Annotated in this window: 16 protein-coding genes; all 16 read right to left on the reverse strand. The window is 36.3% G+C overall.

Annotated features, from left to right (window positions below; translation table 11 throughout):
* Positions 1-146: 146 nt before the first annotated feature.
* The 16 genes from spoIID to glyA all read right to left on the reverse strand — a co-directional run bounded on the left by spoIID (position 147) and on the right by glyA (position 16506).
* On the reverse strand, positions 147-1193 hold the full coding sequence (spoIID, locus tag NCCP28_RS15125; RefSeq protein ID WP_248562267.1) for a stage II sporulation protein D: 1047 nt from the start codon (positions 1191-1193) through the stop codon (positions 147-149).
* Between the two features lie 428 nt (positions 1194-1621).
* Positions 1622-2929, reverse strand: coding sequence for a UDP-N-acetylglucosamine 1-carboxyvinyltransferase (gene murA / locus NCCP28_RS15130; RefSeq protein WP_248562268.1), 1308 nt, complete (start codon positions 2927-2929; stop codon positions 1622-1624).
* Between the two features lie 33 nt (positions 2930-2962).
* A complete protein-coding gene (locus NCCP28_RS15135; RefSeq protein WP_248562269.1) occupies positions 2963-3712 on the reverse strand; it encodes a YwmB family TATA-box binding protein in 750 nt (249 codons plus the stop codon).
* Positions 3713-3918: 206 nt separating this feature from the next.
* On the reverse strand, positions 3919-4155 hold the full coding sequence (locus NCCP28_RS15140) for a DUF1146 family protein (RefSeq protein ID WP_248562270.1): 237 nt from the start codon (positions 4153-4155) through the stop codon (positions 3919-3921).
* A 318-nt stretch (positions 4156-4473) separates the two neighbouring features.
* Positions 4474-4881 (reverse strand): F0F1 ATP synthase subunit epsilon, encoded by a 408-nt coding sequence (locus NCCP28_RS15145; RefSeq protein WP_248562271.1) that lies wholly within the window; start codon positions 4879-4881, stop codon positions 4474-4476.
* Positions 4882-4902: 21 nt separating this feature from the next.
* Entirely contained in the window at positions 4903-6309 is a 1407-nt protein-coding gene (gene atpD, locus NCCP28_RS15150) for a F0F1 ATP synthase subunit beta (protein ID WP_248562272.1), read from the reverse strand.
* Positions 6310-6444: 135 nt separating this feature from the next.
* Entirely contained in the window at positions 6445-7305 is an 861-nt protein-coding gene (gene atpG / locus NCCP28_RS15155) for an ATP synthase F1 subunit gamma (RefSeq protein ID WP_248562273.1), read from the reverse strand.
* A 32-nt stretch (positions 7306-7337) separates the two neighbouring features.
* The gene (gene atpA, locus NCCP28_RS15160; RefSeq protein ID WP_248562274.1) at positions 7338-8846 is read right to left on the reverse strand and encodes a F0F1 ATP synthase subunit alpha; all 1509 of its coding nucleotides are present in this window, start codon (positions 8844-8846) and stop codon (positions 7338-7340) included.
* 25 nt (positions 8847-8871) lie between these two features.
* On the reverse strand, positions 8872-9408 hold the full coding sequence (locus NCCP28_RS15165; RefSeq protein WP_248562275.1) for a F0F1 ATP synthase subunit delta: 537 nt from the start codon (positions 9406-9408) through the stop codon (positions 8872-8874).
* Positions 9405-9938: a F0F1 ATP synthase subunit B gene (locus tag NCCP28_RS15170; RefSeq protein ID WP_248562276.1), complete on the reverse strand. Its 534-nt coding sequence runs from the start codon at positions 9936-9938 to the stop codon at positions 9405-9407. Before NCCP28_RS15170 ends, NCCP28_RS15165 begins: the two co-directional genes overlap by 4 nt.
* 106 nt (positions 9939-10044) lie before the next feature.
* Positions 10045-10257: a F0F1 ATP synthase subunit C gene (atpE, locus tag NCCP28_RS15175; RefSeq protein ID WP_027323467.1), complete on the reverse strand. Its 213-nt coding sequence runs from the start codon at positions 10255-10257 to the stop codon at positions 10045-10047.
* Between the two features lie 66 nt (positions 10258-10323).
* Entirely contained in the window at positions 10324-11046 is a 723-nt protein-coding gene (gene atpB, locus NCCP28_RS15180) for a F0F1 ATP synthase subunit A (RefSeq protein WP_248562277.1), read from the reverse strand.
* Between the two features lie 6 nt (positions 11047-11052).
* Complete coding sequence (locus NCCP28_RS15185; protein WP_248562278.1) at positions 11053-11442, reverse strand: ATP synthase subunit I; 390 nt, start codon at positions 11440-11442, stop codon at positions 11053-11055.
* Between the two features lie 517 nt (positions 11443-11959).
* On the reverse strand, positions 11960-14179 hold the full coding sequence (locus tag NCCP28_RS15190) for a S8 family serine peptidase (protein WP_309296637.1): 2220 nt from the start codon (positions 14177-14179) through the stop codon (positions 11960-11962).
* Positions 14180-14416: 237 nt separating this feature from the next.
* On the reverse strand, positions 14417-15046 hold the full coding sequence (gene upp / locus NCCP28_RS15195) for a uracil phosphoribosyltransferase (protein ID WP_248562279.1): 630 nt from the start codon (positions 15044-15046) through the stop codon (positions 14417-14419).
* A 218-nt stretch (positions 15047-15264) separates the two neighbouring features.
* Positions 15265-16506 (reverse strand): serine hydroxymethyltransferase, encoded by a 1242-nt coding sequence (glyA, locus tag NCCP28_RS15200; protein WP_248562280.1) that lies wholly within the window; start codon positions 16504-16506, stop codon positions 15265-15267.
* Positions 16507-16643 lie beyond the last annotated feature (137 nt).

The following is a 16643-nucleotide window of genomic DNA, read 5'->3' on the forward strand; positions in this document are numbered from 1 at the left end:
AAAAGCTTAAAAACGAACAATTATATATAATTGTTCGTTTTTATTTTCAACTGGAATACTTATGTCCCAGCCTTGTTTTTATTTTAGTACTTATTAGACAGCCTCTTCCTTCTTTTCTAGCTGATCTTGCCCTTTTTTGGGACTGATTATTTTTGCGCTGTATATTTCGCTAACAAATTGTCTGCTTTTGATAATTGAACACCTTTATAATAGTACTTAACAATCTCTTCATAAGACTTTCCTTCTGCTGCCATGCCATTTGCACCATATTGACTCATTCCAACTCCGTGCCCATATCCCTCTGTTGTAATGATGATATCATTGCCTTTTCGAACCCATGTAAAGTCTGTTGATTTTAAATCTAATTTTGTCCTAATATCTATTCCTGTTAGCACCTTACCATTTATATTTACTTTTGCAACACGCTTTCCCTCTGTTCTTTTTGTAATTTCTCCTACTTCTTTGCTGCTAGATAAAGATATCCCTAATTTTTGTTCAAATTCGGCTACTGTTATTACTTTTTTCCCGCTATATTTAGGAGACTTTTTATCCCATGGACTTGCGACAGCTGTTAAATAGGGAATTGGATTGTTCCATACAGCACTCGAATTTTCTGTATATCCATTGCTCGTAGAGAAAAAAGTAGCATCAATCGGTGTTCCATCATATGTAAGAATCTGCCCTGATGTAGCTTTAACTGCCTCTTTAATTTTCTTCATCTTCCACTCATAATCAGATGCTTTCCAAATTTTCTTCAACTCATTATTACTTTTATAAACTTGATAGTTGATTGAGTCTCCGACTACCGCTTCATTTGGAATGTTTTTTTTAGCTGAATCACTCGTTGTTGCTAGTTTTTTTACAATATACGTTCTGGCAGTCAATGCTTGTGCCTTTAAGGCCTCTATTTCAAAGTCTGCAGGCATTTCAGATGCCACTACCCCTGCCACATAATCATCTAATGCCAGCTTTTCTACCTTCTTTTGTGCTTCTCTATAAACTGCAACTTCTACAGCTGGCTCTGACTCTGGCGCTGAAGATTTTTTGGGCTGCACAGTTTCCTCCTGCACATTCTCACCTAATTTCCCACTCACCTTTTCTTCCATAAAAGGTAGTACTAAAATGGATGGTATTAATAAAGTAATGGCAAACAGAATTACTCCTAGTACGATGAAAGGTTTGATTTTAATCATGTCTTAGCCTCCATATGAAAGAAAATAAAAAGAATACGCAATAACTCTCTCTAATCCATTCATATGGGCTAAAATAGACATTTATTCCAAGAAAATAAGATCGATCATAATAAGATATTTATCTTGATATGATAAAAAAAGCTTGAAATCATATTATTTAAATAGTATGATTTTTCTAACAATTACCCAACAGTTATTCATTTTATTATAACTTCCTTATAATTCAATAATGCCTCTTTAAAGCTCTTTATTTATAAAAAGGCATTTAACTATTTAAAAAGATTTAGGAGCTGTTAAATCGCGCTTCAATAGGATTTCCTGGCAGCCTGAAAATTAATATGGCCTCTTCATATAATTTTTCATAAAATAAAAAAACTGCAAACTCAATTTATCTAGTTCCAGATAAATAAAGTTTGCAGCATTATTGATTAAGCATTCAAATCAGCAACATATGCAGCAGTTAATGTTACCTCTTCTTCTTCTGTTACTCTTTCAATATCTGCCCCTAATGCAGCAAGTTTTTCATGGAAATTAACATAACCACGATCTAAGTGCTTTAGCTCTGTTACACGTGTAATACCTTCTGCAACAAGCCCAGAAAGAATTAATGCAGCCGCAGCGCGAAGATCTGTTGCTGCTACTTCAGCACCTTGCAAATTGATTGGCCCATTCATAATAACAGAACGGCCTTCAATTTTCACATCGCCATTCATGCGTCTAAATTCTTCTACATGCATAAAACGATTTTCAAAAACTGTTTCTGTAATCATGCTAGTTCCTTTTGCCCGAAGCAATAATGCCATCATTTGTGATTGCATATCTGTTGGAAATCCAGGATGCGGCATTGTTTTAATATCTACAGCTTTTAAGTTCTCTGCACTTACTACACGAATGCCATCTTCCTCTTCTTTAAAAACTACTCCCATTTCTTCCATTTTTGCGATTAAAGAAGATAAGTGTTCTGGAACTGCACCTTGGACAAGAACATTGCCTCCCGTGATAGCAGCAGCCACTAAAAATGTACCGGCTTCTATTCTATCTGGAATAATGGCGTGCTCTGCGCCAAATAATACGTCTACACCTTCAATGTGAAGTGTACCAGTACCTGCACCTTTTACTTTTGCACCCATTTTATTTAAGAAATTAGCCAAGTCTACAATTTCTGGTTCTTTTGCAACATTTTCAATAATAGTAGTTCCTTTAGCTAAAGTTGCAGCCATCATTATGTTTTCAGTAGCCCCAACACTTGGGAAATCTAAATAGATCTTTGCACCTTTCAGGCGATCTTCAACAGATGCCTCAATAAAGCCATTGCCAACCTGTACTTTTGCACCCATTGCTTCAAAGCCTTTTAAATGCTGATCGATTGGTCTTGATCCGATTGCACAACCACCCGGTAATGCAACCCTTGCGCGGCCATTTCTTGCAAGTAATGATCCCATTACTAAAACAGACGCTCTCATTTTACTGACATACTCAAATGGTGCTTCCACGCTTAACTCTTTTGATGCGTCTACAACTACTTCGTTGTTCTTAAATTGCACTTCTGCATTTAAAAATCTTAATACTTCATTTATTGTATAAACATCTGAAAGAGTTGGAACTGATTTTATTACACTTTTTCCATCACTTGCTAATAATGTAGCGGCGATTACAGGCAAAACGGCATTCTTTGCGCCTTCTACTTTAACCGTTCCATTTAACCTTTTTCCGCCGCGGACGATGATTTTATCCAAAGTCTATTCCCCTCCGCGTCCAATATCTCTATATTAATATTCAATCGTTATGATGGGTGTGCCAACTATAAAGGTAGTCTTACCGCCCATTCCTTGTTTTCTTATTCCTACTTGTACATTTATTGCCTGATTACTATTATTAATTTCTTCTTTAAAAACCGGACTATAGGCAGAAGCCGATATAAATTCGTCTTCTTCTAGCGCCTCAATTTGCTTTGCTTTAAATAACGTTAAAAAATGGTTGACATAATAAGGCAAAGCCTCATTAATCTTATCATTGAATTCGCCTTTTATACAAGAGAAAATTGTGGGTTTCTCCTGAAATATTGCAGAAATATTTGCCTGCATTTCCTTCTTTATCTCTTTCTTTCTAATTTCTGTTAAATCCTTCCCTTTTACCTCATATATAACATATGTTTGAGAAGGCTTAGTTGTTAAAGAGGTTGAAATAGTTATTGTTTTTTCAACTGTTTCATTAGAAGAAATAATGGCATGCAGCTCTTTGCTTTGCTCATTTTTTGATTCCTGCCATTTTAATTCAGGAAATTTTTCATTTAAAGCTTTTTGGTATTCCTTGATATCCGCATATGTTTGTGCGTTTTGCAATTTTTCTCTTGCATACAGAGACCATTCATTGACTGTAATATTTTTTTCCTTTTTCAAGTAATCATTTATAGTAAATAAATCTAGCTGTTCCTCCGCATTAGTGATGTTATTCCCGAATGCAAGTGCAGACAAACCCATCAAGATAGTTAAAGTAATAAAAAATATTTTTTTTCTCATCTAAAATTCCTCCCCCTTACTACCATTCTTTCCGTAGCGAGGGAATGCATACAAAGGAATTGTCGTCACTTTTTGACAAGAATATATTTTTAAAAAATACTTATACTATTTTTATACACATGCAAAATGAATTGTACTGAAAAAAAAACAAAATGAAAACATGTATGAAGACCTATATTTGCATGTAAATTTATCCTTTTTTCTTTTTATTGCATAATTAATGGCAATTGTTGAGACCAATTTAAATAATCCAAGAAAAAATTGCTAACAATAGAACCAATAATAATAGACAATAATACATACAAAACCCTTGCTTGAAATACTTTATTTGCGCGCAAAAATTTATCGAAATTTAATGATTGCAACGCCCACCAGGCTAGCGCAATAAAAACGATATGAGCAATAATGCTCAATAATGCTTGCTGTCCAAAATCTGAGATCAACTAGATACATCCTCCCACCTAATTACTCCCCCAACACTAACTCTTATTTGACGATTTAGTTATAAAAAAAGTTTCACCTTTTTTATATTTTCTTTTCTATATAATTGCTTTATCCTATTGGAGAAAATTTATTGCATAACACTCTAATTTTTGTTTAATATCTTCTAGTATGCACCTTACAGAATTATATGTTTAAAAGCTGACGAGTGCTATAAGAAGCATAAATAACAACTGACTAGGCATACTTACTTTTTGGTATATCCCATAAAAAATACCTCTCTATTGCCATGTATAGACAAAGAGAGGTATTTATCATTGTTAATATTTTTTTTCTACAATGGATATACGATTCATTGCACGTTTTAGAGCAAGTTCTGCACGATGAAAATCTACATGTTCATTTTTTTGTTCATATAATCTTTTTTCAGCACGTTCCTTAGCTCGCAAAGCACGATCATAATCAATTTTCCCCGCAATTTCAGCAGACTGGGCAAGAACAGTCACTTGATCTGGACGAACTTCCAAAATGCCTCCATTCACAGCAATATATTCGGAAGTTTTATCCTTCTTCAATTGTACTGCCCCTATTTTTAATGGAGCAACCATCGGAATATGGCCAGCCAGTATTCCTAACTCTCCGCTTTCTGCTTTTGCGATAACCATTTCAACATCTGACTCATGCACCGGGCCATCAGGAGTTACTACATTGACTTTAATCGTCTTCATTTCTACCCCTCCTGATTAATGTTAAACTTCAACACCCATTTTTTTTGCATTTTCAACTGCTTCTTCAATGCGTCCTACTAAACGGAAAGCATCTTCTGGAAGATGATCGTATTTTCCTCCAAGAATATCTTTGAATCCTTTTACTGTTTCTTTTACTGGTACATATGATCCTTTTTGACCCGTAAATTGTTCAGCAACATGGAAGTTTTGTGATAAGAAAAATTGAATTCTTCTTGCACGGTGTACAACTAATTTATCTTCATCATTTAACTCATCCATACCAAGGATACTAATAATATCTTGAAGTTCTCTGTAGCGTTGTAATGTTGATTGTACTTGACGAGCAACACTATAATGCTCTTCGCCTACAATTTCTGGAGACAATGCACGAGAAGTAGAAGCCAATGGATCTACTGCTGGATAAATCCCCATTTCCGTTAATTTACGTTCAAGGTTTGTTGTTGCATCTAAGTGAGCAAAAGTTGTAGCTGGAGCTGGATCCGTATAGTCATCCGCTGGTACATAAATTGCTTGGATAGATGTTACAGAACCAACACTTGTTGATGTAATACGCTCTTGCAATCTACCCATCTCTGTTGCAAGAGTCGGCTGATACCCAACTGCTGAAGGCATACGGCCAAGAAGGGCTGAAACTTCAGAACCCGCTTGAGTGAAACGGAAAATATTATCAATAAAGAATAATACGTCCTGTCCTTGCTCATCACGGAAATATTCTGCCATTGTTAACCCTGTTAAAGCAACACGCATACGTGCACCAGGTGGTTCATTCATTTGTCCGAACACCATCGCTGTTTTTTTGATTACGCCTGAGTCAGTCATCTCATGGTAAAGGTCATTTCCTTCACGAGTACGTTCGCCAACGCCGGCAAATACAGAAATACCGCCATGCTCTTGCGCAATGTTATTAATCAATTCTTGGATTAGAACCGTTTTACCTACACCAGCTCCACCAAACAATCCGATTTTTCCACCTTTGATATAAGGCGCAAGCAAGTCTACTACTTTAATACCAGTCTCTAAAATTTCAATTTGAGTAGAAAGTTGTTCGAATTTTGGAGCCTCTCTATGGATAGAGTCACGTCTTGCTGAAGCAGGAATTGCTGGATCTAAGTCAATTGTATCTCCTAATACGTTAAATACACGACCTAAAGTCACATCTCCAACAGGAACTGAAATGGACTTTCCTGTATCTTCTACTTGTGTACCCCTTGTTACGCCATCTGTTGAAGACATTGCAATAGTACGTACTGTGTTATCGCCTAAATGAAGGGCCACTTCAAGAGTTAAATCGATATTAGAATCGTTGCTAACTATTTTTAATGCGTTATTAATATCCGGTAAATGGCCTCCGTCGAACTTAACGTCAACAACTGGTCCCATTACTTGAAGAACTCGTCCTAAGCTCATTATATTCCCTCCTAAACCTTTTCTGAAAGCGAGAATGCCCAAAACATTTTTTCTGTTTCATGACTGTTTGTTATCTATCCATAAAGTCATAAGTCCACACTAATTTCAGGCATCCTCTTTCCTATTGCTAGGAATCTATTCTAATGCCGCAGCTCCACCAACAATTTCCGTAATCTCTTGTGTAATTGCAGCTTGTCGCGCACGGTTATAAACCAAACTTAAATCATTAATTATTTCTTTCGCATTATCAGTAGAGTTTTTCATAGCTGTCATCCGCGCAGAATGCTCACTTGCCTTACTGTCTAATAATGCACCGTATATTAGGCTTTCTGCATATTGCGGAAGTAATACATCCAAGATTTCCTCTGCTGACGGCTCAAACTCATATGATGTCAACTTTACTTCTGTATTTCCTGCATCAGTCAGTGGAAGAATTTTCTTCTCTACAACATCCTGTTGAATAGCACTTACATAATGGCTATAAAAAATATTCAGTTCATCAAACGTTCCGTCCGCAAACATGCCAACAGATTTGCTGGCAACATCCTTAATATCTAAGAAGTCCGGTAAATCCGGTAGGCCAATGACATCTAAAACAATGTTATGATCTTGTTTAGCTAGAAAATCACGGCCTAATCTACCAATAACAATAATGGCATACTCATCCTTTGACTGATGACGTTCTTTTATCGTTTGGTTCAGCTTTCTTAGCACATTACTATTATAGGCTCCTGCCAGTCCGCGCTCTGATGTAATAATAATATATCCTGTTTTTTTGACAGGTCTAGCCACAAGCATTGGATGAGACGCACCCGCACTGCCTGCTGCCACAGAGTGTGTGACTTCTTCTATTTTCGTCATATATGGAGCAAAAGCTTTTACATTTAACACAGCTTTATTCATTTTAGCTGAATAAACCATTTGCATGGCTTTTGTTATTTGGCTCGTTTTTTTTGTAGAATTTATACGAGATTTTATATCGCGCAATGATGCCAACGGTTCTCACCACCATTCATAAGTTTATCCTCTTACTCTGATGCTACAAACGATTTTTTAAACTCATTAATAGCAGCTTCCATATCCTCGTCAGCTGGAAGTTCCTTTGTTGACACAATATGATCTAATAAGTTTTTGCGGTTATGATCTAACCAAGTTAAAAGCTCTTCTTCAAAACGTCTGATATCTTGAACTGGAATATCATCAAGGAAACCGCGTGTAAGAGCATATAGAATCGCTACTTGTTTTTCTACCTTTAATGGTTTATTTAAATCTTGTTTAAGCACCTCTACTGTACGTGCTCCTCGATTTAATTTATCTTGTGTGGCTTTATCTAAATCAGACCCGAATTGAGCAAATGATTCTAGTTCACGGTAGGATGCAAGGTCAAGACGCAAAGTACCAGCTACTTTTTTCATTGCTTTGATTTGTGCTGAACCACCAACACGTGATACAGATAAACCAGCATTTATCGCAGGGCGAACACCTGAGAAGAATAAGTCGGACTGCAAGAAAATTTGACCATCTGTAATCGATATTACGTTTGTTGGAATATATGCAGATACATCCCCTGCTTGTGTTTCAATAAAAGGAAGCGCAGTAATAGAACCGCCGCCTTTTGCATCGCTTAATTTAGCTGCACGCTCTAACAGACGTGAATGCAGGTAGAAAACATCCCCTGGATATGCTTCACGACCTGGAGGACGACGTAATAATAATGATAATTCACGGTAAGCAGATGCTTGTTTTGATAAATCATCATAAACGATAAGCACGTGTTTGCCGTTATACATAAATTCTTCACCCATTGCTACACCAGCATATGGAGCTAAATATAATAACGGAGCCGGTTGAGAAGCAGATGCCGTTACTACGATAGAATAGTCTAGTGCACCATGTTTGCGCAATGTTTCAACCGCATTACGCACTGTAGATTCTTTTTGTCCAATCGCTACATATATACAAATCATATCTTGATCTTTTTGATTAAGAATAGTGTCAATTGCTACAGATGTTTTACCAGTTTGGCGATCACCGATGATAAGTTCACGTTGTCCTCGTCCAATTGGAACCAGTGCATCAATTGCCTTAATACCTGTTTGAAGTGGTTCACTAACAGATTTACGATCCATAACACCAGGAGCTAAGAATTCAATTGGTCTAGTTTTAGTTGTATTAATTGGTCCAAGTCCATCTACTGGTTGTCCCAAGGAGTTAACAACACGTCCAACTAATTCTTCCCCTACAGGAACTTCCATAATTCTTCCTGTACGACGCACTTCGTCTCCTTCACGAATATCTGTGAAAGGACCAAGGATAATAATACCTACGTTACTTTCTTCTAAGTTTTGAGCCAATCCCATTACACCATTTGAAAACTCAACAAGCTCACCAGCCATACAATTATCGAGACCATGAACACGTGCGATACCGTCACCAATACTAATAACTGTACCTACTTCACTTACCTGAACTTCAGATTGGTAATTTTCGATTTGCTTTTTTATCAGAGCACTAATTTCTTCTGCTTTGATGCTCATGCGTTTCACCCCTATCCCAAAAATACTATCCTAGTAATTGTCGTTGTAGACGATTCAGCTTGCCTTGCAGGCTGCCGTCAAATATTTGATTGCCTATTCGAACGATGATTCCACCTAATAGGTTGGAATCTACTATATTTTCAATATTAAGCGATGCTTTGCCTACTTTAGCCGCAAATGAAACGGAAATCCCTGCCCGTTCCCCATCTGTCAACGGTCTCACCGAATATACTATTGCATCCGCTATTCCTTTTTCTTCATTTATTAATTGAAGAAAATGATCACATATGCCAAGAATATAGTCTTCACGGTGACGATCAATCAATAGCATCAATAAGTTCTGTACATGACTGCTTGCCGAAGCAAAGCCTTCTCTAATGATTTCCTTTTTTTGCTCTAATGAGATATTAGGAGACTTTAGAACTTGATGCAATTCAGTTGAATCAGTCACTAATGTTTTTACAACACGAACTTCCTCTTCCAATTGATCTACGTTACCATTTTCTTTTGCGATTTGGAAAAGGGCTAAAGCGTAGCGCTTTGAAACTCCTATATCCATCATCGTTTTTCGCCTACCTCTTGTATGTAATCATGTATAAGCTTCTCTTGATCTTGTTCGCTCAATTCTTTTTCAATAACTTTTGAAGCGATTAATACAGATAGTGACGTTACCTGATCGCGAATTGCAGCAACTGCTTTTTCCTTTTGCTGCTCAATTTCAAGCAATGCAGAATTTTTAATGCGCTCTGCATCTTGTTTAGCATCAGCAATAATAGTTTCTCTTTGAGCATCGCCTTGAGCTTTTGCTTTTTCCATTAAGTTTTGTGCATCTACTCTTGCTTCTTTTAATAATGCGCGCTGCTCTTCTAAAATTCCCGCAGCTTCCAAGCGGCTTTTTTCTGCTTCTTCTATTTCATTTGCCACAAACTCTTCCCTTTGTTTCATGATGCCCATTAATGGACCCCAAGCAAATTTCTTCAACAACGCAAGAAGAACGATAAATATAACTAGCTGAAAAATTATATCTCCACCATTTATTCCATGATGAGCCGCACCGTCTGCAGCACCTAGAACTAAACTGTTCATTAACACTTGGTTCACTCCCTTCAATACTTTACCATCTTATATTTCTAGAACATAAAGGAAAGGCGAAGTTCTTTTTAGAAGATTCTCTTCGCCGATAAGATAGAATTATGAATTAACGGTTTAATACCATGAATGCAATTACAACCCCGATAATTGGAAGTGCTTCTACTAAAGCGACCCCGATAAACATTGTTGTTTGAAGTAAACCGCGTGCTTCTGGCTGACGAGCGATACCTTCTACTGTACGACCTACGATTAATCCGTTACCAATACCTGCTCCTACTGCTGCTAAACCAATTGCGATTGCTGCTGCTATTAGATTCATTTTATTTCCTCCTAATTTATAATTTCATTTATTTTTTTGTTTTGCCTTTTATAAAAAGGGTATATATTAATGGTCATGACTGACTTTATGAGACATGTAAACCATTGTTAACATTGTAAAGATATACGCTTGAATGGTACCAACAAATATAGAGAAAGCTTGCCATACCAGTGTTAGAGGGATAGCAGCTATAAAACCAGCTATTCCTACCGAAGCTAAAGATCCTACTAAAAGAGACAGTAGCAATTCTCCAGCATAAATATTACCGTAGAGACGCAAACCTAGAGTAAGCGTATTTGCAAACTCTTCTATGATTTTTAAAGGGAATAGAAATTTCATTGGACTGACAAACGTTTTTGAATATTCTTTTAATCCTCTTTGTTTAATACCATAGTAATGGGTAAGCACAATAATCATTACGGCAAGCGTTAATGTAATCGTAGGGTCAGCTGTTGGCGATTTCCACCAAAGAACGCCATCTAGTACAATAGCAAATGGCAATCCTAGCATATTTGATACAAAAATATAAAATATTACAGTGATTCCCAACACATGGAATTTGCCTCCATCTTTCCAGTCCATTGTACTGTTGATGATGTTTTTCACAAAATCCATTACCCACTCCATAAAATTCTGAAGGCCTGTAGGTTTTAATGCAAGCGTGCGGGTTGCAAGAACTGCTATTAGAAATACAATTGCACTCGCAATGGTAATCATCAAAACATTTGCTAGATTAAACTGCAAAAAATCAATTCCAAATAAATGGTATATCTGTTCTTTATGTTCCAATCATGTTCACCTCTCTTTTTTGTTACTACCTATTTGAATAGTACTTATTAAAAAATCTATCATAATGACAATATAAGAAGTCATTAATCCAATAACCACACTAATTAGATGAATTTGTTCTGGAAACTCTAATGCCAGCGCCACCCCAAAAACAGCTGCGGCCATACGCGAAAGCATTCCTAGCGAACGGGTTTTTTTGCCCTCATCAATCGCTTTACTGAATTTCCCCATTCTTCTGACTAGTAAAAACATGTTAAAAAAGCTTAAACCAGTCCCAATAATCAGCCCTAAAAAAACCGGCTGGAACGGGGTCAAAGCCCACCCTATTAAATATAAAGACAGCAAAAATGATATGTATTTACTTTGTCTTTTAAGCATTTGCTTAATTTCAAGCATAGTTAGCCAATCTCCTGATCACTTTCTTTCTGCAAGAATAGGTTGTCATTGAATAGCAGTTATTACAAGCCTTTTTCCAGAAAAAATTCCTAAAGAAAATAGTAATCCTCTCAAAACCCAATACATTTCCCGAAAAAGTTTGTATGTTTTGAGGGGAAAATCAGCTGAAAACCCTGTCATTCTCTCCTTTGTAAGCATACAATAAGCTAATGTCAATGTCAATTAGTATTAACAACGTGAAAACGCTACAATCATATATTTCGCAATATATTTATTATACTACTATTGAAAGCGTATACCACATTTTTATGCTTTTCACCTTGGTGAAAACAAGCAATTTGTAAATTTTAATATATAGATAGTTTTTTTCGCTGCATAATCTATTTATTCCCTTTTCTTTTTCTGAAAAAGAAAAGGGAATAAAGCAACTTTTGCTGATTACTTTTTTTATTCTATCACGATTTTTTTAAAATTCTATGGATTTGAGAATAAATTCACATACTTTTAAGATTTAGACCTATTTTTTTCCTGCCGATATGGTTAATTCAGACTTGATTTCATCCTCTTGTCCTGACTTTTTTGCAAAAATTATCATCAAATAGTTTCCTGGTGCAGGAAACTTTTTTGGACTTATTTTTGTTTTTAACAATCCTCTCCCTACATTTTTCTTCCAATCTAAAAACTGCACAAATGCTAAACTTTCCTTATCAAAAAGAGCAATCCCAAACTCCTCGGCTCCTCCAGGCAGATATACTTCATACTCATATATCTTTTCTTTGCTATTTTCTGTTAGTTCAAACCCCATCACTCTTGGATAATTGGGTTCTTCCAGCACGTATAAATAAGGAATTTGCATCTTTTGGCTGCCTGCTATCATTTCTATTGTTCCATCTTGAAGCTTATTTTGAACAACATGACGGTCTAATCTCATCGTTATTGGCAGTTTTTTTGTTTCTCCTGCTTGCAAACTAAACGAAAAGGGCATGCTCCAGCTTATACCTGCTTGTTTTTTCGGGATTCCAAAAGAAATTTTTTCTATTTTATTGCCGACATTTTTTATTGTGATAAATGCTGTATGTTCGTGCAATTGATCCACTAAATGAAATTTGCCAAAACGCAGGGAACCAGGCATCACTAAAACATTCGTTTGAATAGCCTCATCCACTTGAATCCTTCCTGCTCCCTGTTCATATACTTTATATCTGTTATTGTCTCTATCCACTATTGGCTTAGCTGTATTCATTAGCGCTGCCTTTACTTCTTCCGGCTTCCAATTAGGATGGGCTTCTAATAAAAGTGCACATGCACCAGCAACATGGGGGGCTGCCATGCTTGTACCTTGCAAGACCATATACCCGCCTGGAACAGTGCTATTTATCACAACTCCTGGAGCAAGGACATCTGGTTTTATATCCCATGTTGTCGTTACAGGTCCTCTTGAACTGAAATCAGCTAGTATATCTTTTTCCCATTTAGTTTCTATCTTTACAATCAGCGGGCTTTTTTTCAGCTTTTCACTAATAAAAAGCCCCTCTTTTTTTGTTATTCCAGCTACCGGTATAGGCAGTTCTTGCTCTAGACTGCCCATTAAAGGCCCCTCTTCATTATTATAAATAAGCACCGCTTTTGCACCAGCAGCCATACCATTTTTTACTTTTTCTGTAAAAGTGATTTTCCCTCTTTTTATTAAAACCAACTTACCGCTTGCGTTTTTCAAGTTCTCTTTTTCTCCTATCCCTCCATCCATTACCTCCAATGCTGAAAACTCTTTCCATTCTGCACTGTTTTTCATATTGTTTAAAATAAGCTTTTTATTATCAATGTTGATATACTCTGTCTGAATATTCGGAGTGGAAGCTCCAACCGAAATTGCTTTGCTTGCTGTTCCAGGAGATCCAACTGTCCAATCAAAAGGTCCAGAATTACCCGCAGCTGCTACTGCAATAATTCCTTTTTCCACTGCCTTGTTTAAAGCAGCACTAATCGGTAAATCTGGTCCATTTACTTCGCTCCCCAAAGAGAGATTCACAATATCCACTTTATCTTTTATAGCTTGTTCAATTGCTGCTAAAATTTGCTCTGTTGTTCCAGTTCCTCCAGGACCAAGTGCTCGATATGCAATGATTTCTGCATTTGGAGCCACTCCTTTAACTTTCCCATCTGCTGCAATAATCCCCGCTACATGAGTCCCATGAAGTGTATTTTTTGTACCTTTGCCAACTGTCTCCATTGGATACTTATCTTTATCAATAAAATCCCAGCCTCCTTTAAAATTTTTGCGTAAATCAGGGTGCTGATAATCAATGCCTGTATCAATGACACCAATTTTCACTCCTTTCCCTGTCAATGGTTTAGAAGTATGTTGCAATGCTGAACTAATAGGGTCTGCACCGATCAGCCGAACTGGATTCTCTTCTTCAGCAGAATATATTTGCACTTCTGAAACTATTTCTACAGCCTGTTCTTGTTTTAGTTTTTGAATTTCTCCTAGATAACCTTCAACCGAAAAACCATTAAATATTTCGCGGAATTTTGTTCTTATGGTTAGACTTTTATGTTTTTTTAACATCTTCTCTATTTCTTCCATAGAATAGTTGTCTTTTGTTTTCACAATAGCTATTTTTTTTTCATAAGGATTATCCTTCGGCAAAGAAGGATAATCAAAAGTTTTTGCATAAACATTCGACGTGCACATGAAAAAAACCAAAATAATACTAAATAAAAAAGATTTTCTCACCAAAACATTATCCTCCTAGTTAAGCAAATCTATTTATATGTAAAAATGCCGATTTTCGTATATACTTTTTAGTTTCTCGCAGAACTATCAAGATTATGTAATCTAGCAAGAGATTCCATATGCCCAACTGGATTTTACAGAAATATTGAGGAACATAAATTATTCACTATCTAAATTAAAATGATTACCTAAAAAAAAACCGAATGACATCAGCATTCGGTTTTTCTCTATCATTTATTATTTTGTGCCAAACAAGCGGTCCCCAGCATCACCTAACCCAGGAACAATATAACCTTTTTCATTTAACTTCTCATCCAATGCTGCAATATAAATATCCACATCAGGATGCGCCTCTTTTAATGCTTCTACTCCTTCTGGAGCCGCAATCAAACACATAAATTTAATGTTTTTTCCGCCTCTGCTTTTTAAAGAGTTAATCGCCTCAACTGCAGATCCTCCAGTTGCAAGCATTGGATCTACTACAATAAACTCTCTTTCCTCTACGTCAGAAGGCAATTTCACATAATATTCTACTGGTTTTAATGTTTTTGGATCCCGGTATAATCCAATATGCCCTACTTTGGCAGCAGGAATCAGTTTAAGAATTCCATCTACCATACCAATACCAGCACGCAAGATTGGAATAATTCCAAGCTTTTTGCCGGAAAGAACTTTTGATTTCGTTGTACACACAGGAGTTTCGATTTCAATTTCCTCTAAAGGCAAATCTCTTGTAATTTCAAAAGCCATTAATGTCGCTACTTCATCAACTAATTCTCTAAATTCTTTTGTACCTGTTTTTGTTTCTCTGATATATGTAAGTTTATGTTGAATAAGCGGGTGATCAAACACATATACTTTTGCCACAATATTCACTCCATTTCCATCTTTTTGTCCTAAATACACTTCTAATTATTCTACAGAAAAAGCACTAGGGAAGCAACTTGTAAGTTAATTCAGATATTTTCATCTATTTAATTCATTCCACTTTTTATCGTATCCTAAAATTTCAAAAACAATCGCTTTTTTCCGAGGACATAAAAAAAGCCTGTCCCAAAAAACAGAACAGACCTTAACGCCATTTTTTAAAGTTCTTTATATAATACAAATTTGCTTGTTAATGCTTCTACTCGTTTTGCCGCTTGTGCTAATTTGTCCCCATCTTCATGGTTTTTTAATGTAAAGCCAATGATTGATGCTATTTCATCCATATCTTCTAATCCAAAACCACGAGATGTTACAGCAGCTGTTCCAATACGAACACCGCTTGTAACAAATGGACTTGCTGGATCATATGGAATTGTGTTTTTATTTACTGTGATTCCTACTTCATCAAGCACATGCTCTGCTACTTTTCCTGATAAACCTAAGCTTTGCAGATCCACTAATAATAAATGGTTGTCTGTTCCTCCAGATACAAGGTTTAATCCTTCTTTTTGCAATCCTTCTGCTAATCTTTTTGCATTTGCAATAATATTTTCTGCATATACTTTAAAATCTGGCTGCAGTGCTTCTCCAAATGCTACAGCTTTAGCAGAAATAACATGCATTAATGGTCCGCCTTGAATTCCAGGGAAAATGGATTTATCAATTTTTTTGCCAAACTCTTCTCTGCATAAAATCATGCCTCCGCGTGGGCCTCTTAATGTTTTATGTGTTGTTGTTGTTACAAAATCAGCATATGGAACTGGGTTTTGATGAAGACCCGCAGCAACTAATCCAGCAATATGCGCCATATCTACCATCAAATATGCTCCCACTTCATCAGCTATTTCACGGAATTTAGCAAAATCTATTTCACGAGGATACGCACTGGCACCAGCAACAATCAATTTCGGTTTATGCTCAAGCGCTTTTTCCCTTACATCTTCATAATTTATATACTGACTCTCTTTATCAACACCATATTCAATAAAGTTATATTGCACACCACTAAAATTTACAGGACTGCCATGCGTTAAATGACCACCATGGGACAAGTTCATTCCTAAAACAGTATCGCCAGTTTCCAAAATAGTGAAATAAACAGCCATATTTGCTTGCGCACCAGAATGCGGCTGAACATTTACATATTCTGCTCCAAAAATTTCTTTCGCACGATCTCTAGCAATATCCTCTACGATATCTACATATTCACAACCGCCATAATAGCGTTTAGCAGGATATCCTTCTGCATATTTATTGGTTAAAACAGATCCTTGTGCTTCCATTACTGCTTCACTTACAAAGTTTTCAGATGCTATTAATTCAATTTTTGATCGTTGACGTCCTAATTCTTGTTGAATAGCTTGAAAAATACGCTCGTCTTGTTGTGCTAAGTGCTTCATTTGTAATCCTCCCTTATTAACTGTTCATAATAAAATCTCTATCTACCGTAAATTCAATTCTATTCTAACATGTAATGTTTTTAAAAAGGAAGAAGAAAATACGAATTATAAAAATATAAACAAACAAAAATGTTCGT

The sequence above is a fragment of the Niallia sp. NCCP-28 genome (genome assembly GCF_023168165.1).
In the GTDB taxonomy this organism is placed as follows: domain Bacteria; phylum Bacillota; class Bacilli; order Bacillales; family Cytobacillaceae; genus Niallia.

Coding starts and splice junctions, on each gene's coding strand:
- spoIID (WP_248562267.1), bottom strand. CDS start 1,193: ATGATTAAAATCAAACCTTTCATCGTACTAGGAGTAATTCTGTTTGCC.
- NCCP28_RS15135 (WP_248562269.1), bottom strand. CDS start 3,712: ATGAGAAAAAAAATATTTTTTATTACTTTAACTATCTTGATGGGTTTG.
- NCCP28_RS15145 (WP_248562271.1), bottom strand. CDS start 4,881: ATGAAGACGATTAAAGTCAATGTAGTAACTCCTGATGGCCCGGTGCAT.
- atpD (WP_248562272.1), bottom strand. CDS start 6,309: ATGAGCTTAGGACGAGTTCTTCAAGTAATGGGACCAGTTGTTGACGTT.
- atpA (WP_248562274.1), bottom strand. CDS start 8,846: ATGAGCATCAAAGCAGAAGAAATTAGTGCTCTGATAAAAAAGCAAATC.
- NCCP28_RS15165 (WP_248562275.1), bottom strand. CDS start 9,408: ATGATGGATATAGGAGTTTCAAAGCGCTACGCTTTAGCCCTTTTCCAA.
- atpE (WP_027323467.1), bottom strand. CDS start 10,257: ATGAATCTAATAGCAGCAGCAATCGCAATTGGTTTAGCAGCAGTAGGA.
- NCCP28_RS15185 (WP_248562278.1), bottom strand. CDS start 11,442: ATGCTTGAAATTAAGCAAATGCTTAAAAGACAAAGTAAATACATATCA.
- glyA (WP_248562280.1), bottom strand. CDS start 16,506: ATGAAGCACTTAGCACAACAAGACGAGCGTATTTTTCAAGCTATTCAA.